The 9394-nt window shown below is 28.1% G+C and carries 6 protein-coding genes; all 6 read right to left on the minus strand.

What is annotated here, in order from left to right; all coding sequences use genetic code 11:
* Window positions 1–96: 96 nt before the first annotated feature.
* On the minus strand, window positions 97–2145 hold the full coding sequence (locus tag ACRC28_RS16905) for an N-acetylmuramoyl-L-alanine amidase family protein (RefSeq protein ID WP_438544619.1): 2049 nt from the start codon (window positions 2143–2145) through the stop codon (window positions 97–99).
* 118 nt (window positions 2146–2263) lie between these two features.
* Entirely contained in the window at window positions 2264–3736 is a 1473-nt protein-coding gene (locus ACRC28_RS16910; RefSeq protein WP_438544620.1) for an N-acetylmuramoyl-L-alanine amidase, read from the minus strand.
* 3 nt (window positions 3737–3739) lie between these two features.
* Window positions 3740–5968: a glucosaminidase domain-containing protein gene (locus tag ACRC28_RS16915; protein ID WP_438544621.1), complete on the minus strand. Its 2229-nt coding sequence runs from the start codon at window positions 5966–5968 to the stop codon at window positions 3740–3742.
* Between the two features lie 104 nt (window positions 5969–6072).
* A complete protein-coding gene (locus tag ACRC28_RS16920) occupies window positions 6073–7185 on the minus strand; it encodes an acyltransferase (RefSeq protein ID WP_438544622.1) in 1113 nt (370 codons plus the stop codon).
* Entirely contained in the window at window positions 7178–8500 is a 1323-nt protein-coding gene (locus tag ACRC28_RS16925) for a glycosyltransferase (protein WP_438544623.1), read from the minus strand. Before ACRC28_RS16925 ends, ACRC28_RS16920 begins: the two co-directional genes overlap by 8 nt.
* 13 nt (window positions 8501–8513) lie before the next feature.
* Window positions 8514–9394: dTDP-glucose 4,6-dehydratase (gene rfbB, locus ACRC28_RS16930; RefSeq protein WP_438544624.1), on the minus strand; the 881-nt coding region annotated here is incomplete at its 5' end.

Genomic DNA, 9394 nt, shown 5'->3' on the forward strand with positions numbered 1-9394 from the left:
TTTTTATGTAATTTTTGCAATATTTTCTTATTTAATGTTCTTTATTGTAAAAAAAGAAGGAGCCTTAACGTACCCCTTCTTAAAATCACTTATTTCCTATGCAATTTTTACTGCTATACCATTGTGTCCAATTTTCCAACCATCTATTTCGGTATTTGTTGCCATTTTACCATTATCATATAAATAATACCAATTATTATCTATATAATTCCAGCCTTTTGACATTTCTCCACCAGGCGCTAAGTAATAATATGCATCATCTATCCACTGCCATCCTGTTCTCATAGCTCCATCACTACCTAAATAGTAGTAGGCATTGTTTATCCATTGCCATCCTGTTCTCATAGCACCATTGCCACCTAAATAATAATATACCCCATCTATATTTTGCCATTCTGTTGTCATTTTACCATCATAGCTCAAATAATAATATGCATCCTCTATCCATTGCCATTCACGTTGTAATTCTCCACTTGGTGCATAATAATAATATGCATATTCATTCATCCATTCTTTATCAAGCCAGTTCCAGCCTGTAACCATAGCACCATCTTCATTCAAGTAGTATTCCTTCTCATCTAAATGTAATACTCCTCTTTGCATTACTCCATCACGTTGTTCTAAGTAGTAATATTTCCCATTTGAATTTAACCACCCCTTAACTACTTCTCCACTTTCTTTACAGTACCTATAGTCCATATTCATTTCATCATATATCCAACCATCGCTTTGCATTATTCCTGACTCTCTATCAAAAAAATATCCTATTTTATCAATCTCATAATATCCTGTCGCCATTAAACCTTCATTCATTCCATCTAAATAGTAATAATTTCCATTCAAATATAGCCAACCTGTCTGCAATACTCCATTTTCAGCACAATATCTGTATCCATTATCTTCTTCATCGTATGTCCATCCATTATTTTGCATTCTTCCTGATGACTTATCAAAGAAATATTCAACATCATTAATTTTCTTATATCCCTCTACCATTCTTCCATTATGGTCTAAGTAATACCAATTTCCATTTAAATTTAACCAATCGGTTTGCATTACTCCATCTTGATTTAAATAATAATACGATCCATCTATAAATTTCCATCCTGTTTGCATTACTCCATTTTCAAAATAATAATAATATCCATTTATAGACTTCCATTCGCCTTTATCTATATCACTATACAAAACTTTCATATATCTTTTGCTAAAATTTTCTACAACAATTCTATTTTCATCATAAATAAAAACTCTTTCATATTCTTTTTCCAGTTTTCTTTTGACAACTTTCTTTCCATTTTCATATTTGAAGACCTCTTTACCTCTCACGCCCCAAACATCTCCATTTTTATCTACAGTTAAATAATTATCACTAAATTGATCTAATTTTACTATTTTATTATTTTCAACCTTATATCTAAAAATTTCATTATTATATTCATTAGTAATAACTATCTTATCTCCAAGCAAATGAATATTATTCCTATTCCAATACTCTGATTCATATATATCTATTTGTTGTTCATTCCCCTTACTATCAATAACTTCTAAATACCATAGCCTTGTATAATAACCTGTATCATCATATTTTAATGAAATAATTTTATCATCTTTGCTTATATACCCTCTCTTGTAATAACCCGTTTCATATAAAATACCATCTTTATATACTCCACATACCTCTTCGCCTGTTTCTTTGTTATATCCATAAATTTCATAAGTCTTTTCATTTTCATATACATTTCCTAGACTTGGCCATAATTCATATTGAGGATATCTTGTTCTTAACTCATTTTCTATAGCTTCTCTCTCATCATTTACATTTGTAATTGAAAAATCCTTTAAATCTAAAATATCTTCTGATTCTACTAAATACCTTGAATGTATCTGTTGTTGATTAAATTTATCCTCTTCTTTTGAAAATTCTTTCCCCCATTTTTTAACTGTTCTCCATCCTTCCATTGGTGAATCGTATGTCATTATAAAGTTGTCTTCATATTGTGACAAATCATATACGTATCCATTTTCTATATTTTTATTTTTCTTTTGTCTATTCCCTGCTGCAGTTGCTAGTTCATTTGGTATTAGTGTAATCGCACATATATACACTAATCCCATTGCCATTATTTTTATTAATTTTCTCATTACTGTTCCCCCTTTATCAGTATTCATTTACATAATATCCTTTTTATTACATTTTTGCAATATTTTTATTGATATTATTGAAAAAAGAAGGAATATGCAATCATATTCCTTCTTGGATTCAACTTATTTTTTTAGCTATTCCACTGTATCCTATTTGCCAACCATCTATTATAGTATTAGTTGCCATTTTTCCACTATAATTTAAGTAATACCATTCATTATCTATATAATTCCATCCTGTAGTCATTTTTCCACTGTATCCTAAGTAATAGTATGCATCTTGCACCCATTGCCATCTTGTTCTCATCGCTCCATCACTACCTAAATAGTAGTATGCATCTTCTATCCACTGCCACCCAGTTTTCATCGCTCCATCATTTCCTAAATAATAGTATGCATTATCTATCCATTCCCATCCTGTTTTCATAGTTCCATTTGAATTAAAATCATACCAGCTTCCATTAATCCATCTACCTTTAGTTACCATGCTCCCATCATTATCCATGAAATACCAGTAATTATCATTTACCCATCCCGTCTTCATTTCTCCAGACCCATCTAAGTAATACCATTTATCTGTATGATACATCCAACCTGTTTTCATTGTTCCATTATCATTAAGATAGTACCATTTATTATTTATATACTGCCATCCTGTTTGCATAGCTCCATCAGTTCCAAAGTAATACCAATTTCCACTTGCCTTAATCCAACCTTTTGCATAAGTACTGTCTGTTTTTATATAATATTTTTGATTATCAATTTCTATTATTCCCGTATCTAAAATACCTTTACTTGAACTTACGTTATATGTTTTGCCTTTATAAACAACTTGTCCATTTTCATAAATACCTCTCCATGTATCTAATAAAAATAATCTATCATTTTTACGTTCCCATTTATATATTTTAGTTTCTTTTAATACTTCTTCTTTAATTGAGTCCTTTATCTCTGTAAATGGATAATTTTTACCTGGACAACTTGTTGCTACTAAATCTTGGTGTTTATTTATTGTTTCAATACCATATTTTTGTCTTAAATATTTTCCTAACAATTTAACTGCTTCTTTTTGTACACTAGGCATATATTCTGTTTGATACTTTCCCTCAACAGCTATTCCAATTGTATCAATATTGTTATTTAACGCATGTGCTCCTATGGCATTCTCTGGTCTTCCTATATATATTTTACCATTTTTATTTATGTAAAAATGATATCCTATTCCAGCCCATCCATTGTTTTTATGCCATTGATGCACCTCTTCAACAGTTACGTTTGAATTAGTTCTTGATGCCTCTATATGGTGCATTACTATTTTCTTAGGCTTATTCGTATAATCTAATTCTTCATTCCACGTTAAATTTTTATTTATTATTTCTATTTTAGAATTTTTAATATTTTTAATATTTACTATGTCACTTTCTTCAACCTTATCATTTTTAGATAAAAATTCATCTAAGCTTTCTATCATAGTGTCATCTTTGCTTTGTATTTCCTCTATTTTCTTTGATCTTAACGCTGCTTCACTATCAATTCCTGGTTGCATCATCATAATCCCAATTATTAATAATATCCCTTTTAATATTCTCATCTCTTACACCTTTCTTCCTACTCCACTAAAATCTAAGTACCAACCATCTATAGTAGTATTAGTTGCCATTATTCCTGAACTATATAGATAATACCATTCACCATTTATATATCTCCATCCTGTTTCCATAGCTCCTGCTACACCTAAATAATACCAATATCCATCAATAAAATTCCATCCTGCTTTCATTGTTCCACTATAGTCAAAATAGTACCATAATTTATCAATAAAATTCCATTGCTTTTTCATTTCTCCATATTTATTAAAATAATACCAGTTACCATCACTTTTATTCCATCCAATTGCCATTTCTCCACTAGATTTTAAATAGTACCATTGATTATGCTCCCATAGCCATCCATATTGCATAACACCCGAATTATCAAACCTATACCATTTATTATCTATTTTTTCCCACTCTTTAGACATCAATCCACTTTCATTTAAGTGATACCATTTGTTATTATCTAATAACCATCCCTTTTGCATTGCTCCTGAATGAGTTAAATAATACCATTCCTTATCAATAAATTGCCAGCCTGTTTGCATTGCTCCAATTTCATTAAAATAGTACCAATAGTTATTGATAAATCGCCATCCTGTAACTTTTTCTCCTTTATAATTTTTATAGTAGTATGTTCCATCTTCAAGATACCATCCCTCATCATTTAATATCTCTACACCACTTTTATTTATAAAGCCATACTTATCCCAATAATATTTTGTTTCACTTATTTTCTGATTATCTGGATTTATTTTGTATTTCCCATTTTGTTCTTCTAGTATAGCTACTGGATAACCTAAACCTGCCGATTTATTCTTATTCGTTAATATTTTGTATAATATTTCATTAGATGAATTTCTTACTTCATTTTCACTTCTATATATTCCTAACTTGTAGTTTAAAAAATCTCTTTTTCCTAGTTTTGTATCTAATTCATAATAATATCTTGTGGCTTTTTCTCCCCAGTAAGGATCTGATGCGTATCTTACATTCATTCCCACACTCTTATTACCCACATTAGGTCCACTATAAACCCAATTTTCTGGATTTAAATATCTTTTAGACATCCAATTTTTCGCAAAATCATTTATACACTCTTGTATAGAATTGAACTTATCTGCCTGATCTGGATTAGAATCTACTGCATTCAAACCAAATATATTGTTTTTATTAATTGCTTTATCTGACTCACCTCTTGCTGATTCATTCATTGCTATTCCTATCATAAGTCCAGCATTTACACCATATTCATTTTGGGCCTCTATAAAATTTTTCCCTTTTCCTCTTAAAACACTTTTACTTGATGTATTTTCAAGAAAATACCTATCAATTTCTTCTGCTGTATAAGCTGTTTTTGTCCTCGCTGGTAAGTAAGAAAAATAATTATAATGAACATCATCAATATTTATTATGTTTTTATTATCTATTACATCATCAATATTTTTATGAAAATAATTTCCGTCATAACTATAATACTTTTCTCCTTCTTTCATCCATTGTGGAGCTTTTCCTAAGATTATTGAATGCCCTTTATTCGCAGTCCCTACATCAGTACTAATATAATGTATTAAATTTTCATTGGAATCTTTTTTATAGAAACTAGGGTTTATTACTTGATTTGATGGCACAATCATAATATTAGTGTAATTTCCATCATAAATATTTATCCATCCTTCAACACCACTAACCCTTATTTTTACTCTCTCTACTCCATATTCTAATATCGGTACATCATCAACATATCCTGAATTTATGTATGTTATCTCATTTTTGCTCTTTTCACTTAGATATATTTTTATAGTATGCTTAATATCGTATTCAGGATTTCCATTATATAAATTAACAATACGTCCTAATCCATTCGTAGTATAAATAATACTTCCTTCTTTATTTATTATTATTGCTATTTCACCCTTATTTTCTTTTTTGTTTTTTATTAACTCTATTGCTTTTTTATACTCATTTGTACTTCCAATAAATTCATATTCATTATTTCCTTTTGAAATTCCAATTTCAAATTCATCCTCTGTTTTCTTCTCTAATTTAATTAGACTCCCCATTCCATAATAGTCATCTTTGACTTCTTGAGGAATGTATTCATTAATCTTTAACTCTAATTTTTTTTTTTCATTTATTAATTTAGTCTTATAATCATCTGCCCATACTGTTTTGGTGCTAATTCCATTAATTATTAATACTGTAATTGCTACTATTAATTTCTTTTTCATTTTTCCTCCTCTAAATACAATGTTTCAATATATTTTCGGTCTTTTTTCATTTTTCTTAACTATTTTTTCATAAAAAATGTTGAGATATAAAATAAATTTCTATCTCAACACTCTATAAATATATTTTCAATTTTCAAACCTAATTTAGTTGCTTTATCGCTAATTTTACCAATTGTCACTTCGAATAAATTTCCATCAAATAATTTTTTTCTAAAAAAATCTATTATCATTGAAATTACAACTATAAGTAATATAGATATTATTGTTATCAATATCAAATGCTTACTTTGACTATAATACTCTGTTTTTAAAACTTTATAATATATAAAGTTTCTTATTAAATAATTATCATGTATCAAATATACTCCAAATGTTAATTTTGCACTTTCACGTATAATTCTATTTAAATGTTTATTTGTTAATTTCACTTCTTTAAAATATAAAAATAAACCTACTGAACTTAAAACCATACTAATAGAATTATATTCATATAACTTAAAGTAATAATCACCAAAATTGAATTTTTGAAAAATATACATAATTATTACTACAAAACCAGAAATCAGAAAATACATGACTAAATATCCTTTTTTATCTCTTGACTTACTTTTATAAACTACTCTTAAATATGCTCCTACAAAAGTTAGATAACAAAAATGTATTATTCCATATCCTCTTGATAAGTCTAATCCATAAGTTAATGGCATTATCGGTATAATTGTAAATATTATTGTTCCTATTATCATTATTCTTTTAAATTCACTTTTTTCTAAACTAATAATTACCTTTTTTATTACTGGTGATATTATATATAAACCAGTATACACTGATGCAAACCAGTATGTATTCATTGTTATAGGAAATATTCCATATGCTAAATTTACTAAACTCATTTGTGCTTTTTCAAAAAAGCATATAAATAAATATATTCCTACTGAATAAAACACAACTTGTGCCCATATATATATTAATTTTCTCAACTTAAATTTAAATTCAATAATAAAATATCCATTTATTATTATAAATAAGTTAACTGCAATTGTGCTTAACGCCTTGATTCCACCTAGAAAAAAATATTCTTTTGATCCTATTATCACATTATTTCCTATTGCTGATTTTGATATATAATGTAGGGCAACAATCATTATCATTGCTACAATTCTTAGAAGTTCTAAATTTATATTTCTTTCTTGTTTTATTCCATTAAACTTATTCACAATAAATATACCTTCTAACCTCTTCTCTATGACTTCCTAAGTCAAATCTCATATCTTCTTGCAATATATTCCTATTTATTTGTTGAATTTCAGTTGTATTTAGTATTATTTTTTCTATTTGCTTCTTTAATTCTTCTGCCTCTGGATTCACTACATACCCTGTTTCTTTATGTTTTATTTTAAACCTTGCTCCTACTAAATTACTTGTAATTATAGGCATTCCATTACTTAACCCTTCTAACAAAATAAATCCATAGGTTTCTAAACATATACTAGGAATAATAAGCACATCTGCCTTTTCAAATATTCCCTTCAAATCTTCATGCACATATTTCCCATTATATTTAACTTTTTCTTCTATCTTTTCTCTTACGATTTCATTACTATTCCCATAAATATTCAACTTCCATTTTTCATCTTTAATTTGTTCTAACGCATCTAACAATACGCTTAATCCCTTATGTTTATCAGTGTCTCCTAAATACAAAATTTGTAATTCTTCCCCGAATTCTTTTTTCATTCTTCTATCTTTAATAGTATTATGAGTTATATCTATAACTTTTCCTTTGCATTTGATAAACTTCTGATAAATTTCCTCTGTTTGATAACTATTAAAGTGATACTTATCTACTAACCCAAAAATTTTTTTATAATATTCTCTTAATTCTATATATCTTTCATTATATTCTATATCTTTATATAGAATATTTTCTTCTTTTTTCTTATATTTTCTTATTTTATTGAAATATTTTGTTTCTTTAAATTTTCTATATAGCCTTGACTGCATTATTTTTATTTTTTTTAAGCTAAAGGCTGTTTGATTGCACTTGCTACATTTTTTAACATCGCCATCACATACTTGTCCATCACAATCTAATAAATTTACTTTAGGACATATTCCAAAATAATCATGAGTACTAAAAACAACTTTACATCCAAGTGCCTTAGCTTCCCTAACTACTTCAATTGGCAATCCCATTAATGTATGAATATGGAATATTTCTATTTTTTCTTTTTCGATAATTTCTTTGATATTTTGTATAGTGTGAACATCCCTTGTATATTCTTTAATATCAGTAATTCCATTTAATAAAGGTACTGGTAATGGATTTATTATTTCATATACTTTAACTCGCTCTCTATTTCCAAAATATTTAATTTTTGTTTTTTTGCTATTATTCATTACTCCTGGAAAAAGCAAATTAATATTATTCTCTCTATCTCTTGCTTGCTCTTTCATAAGATCCCAACTATATTTAGTTAATCCCCCACTTCTATATGGCGGCAGCCCTAACGTATAATGCATTATATTCATATAATTCCCTACTCTATCTATACATTTTATCGTAATATTTTTGATAATCACCTGAAGTTACATTTTCCATCCATTCTTTATTATCAAGATACCATTGTATTGTTTTCTTTATTCCTACTTCAAAAGTAGTTTCCGGATACCATCCAAGCTCTTCTTTTATCTTTGTTGGGTCTATTCCATATCTTCTATCATGCCCTTTTCTATCTTCTACATATTTAATTAGGTTTTCTGTTACCTCTTTATCTACATTTTCATTTAAATATCCTATAACAGTTTTTACTATTTGAATGTTAGTTCTTTCGTTATGTCCACCAACGTTATAAACTTCTCCAAGTCTCCCATTATTGATTACCATATCAATTGCTTTTGCATGATCTTCTACGAATAACCAATCTCTTATATTCATTCCATCTCCATAAACAGGTAAGTCTTTGTGACTTAAACAATTGTTTATTAAAAGTGGTATAAGTTTTTCTGGGAATTGGAATGGTCCATAGTTGTTTGAACATCTTGTTATATTAACTGGCATTTTATAAGTATCTGCATATGCTTTTACCATAAGGTCTGATGAGGCTTTACTTGATGAATATGGGCTATGTGGATCTAGTGGTGTAGTTTCCATAAAGAATCCCCACTCTCCTAAAGAACCATATACTTCATCAGTCGAAACGTGAAGAAATTTAACTCCTTCTTTCCATTGTCCATCTATTTCCCAAGCATTTTTTGCACAATTTAAAAGATTTACTGTTCCCATTACATTTGTTTTTGCAAATACTTCTGGCTCTCTTATACTTCTATCAACATGTGATTCTGCTGCAAAATGTGCTACATAATCTATTTCATTTTCTTCAAAAAGCTTTGCAACTAATTCCTTATCGCAAATATCTCCTTGAA

This window comes from Clostridium sp. (assembly GCF_051650885.1).
Lineage (GTDB): Bacteria > Bacillota > Clostridia > Clostridiales > Clostridiaceae > Clostridium.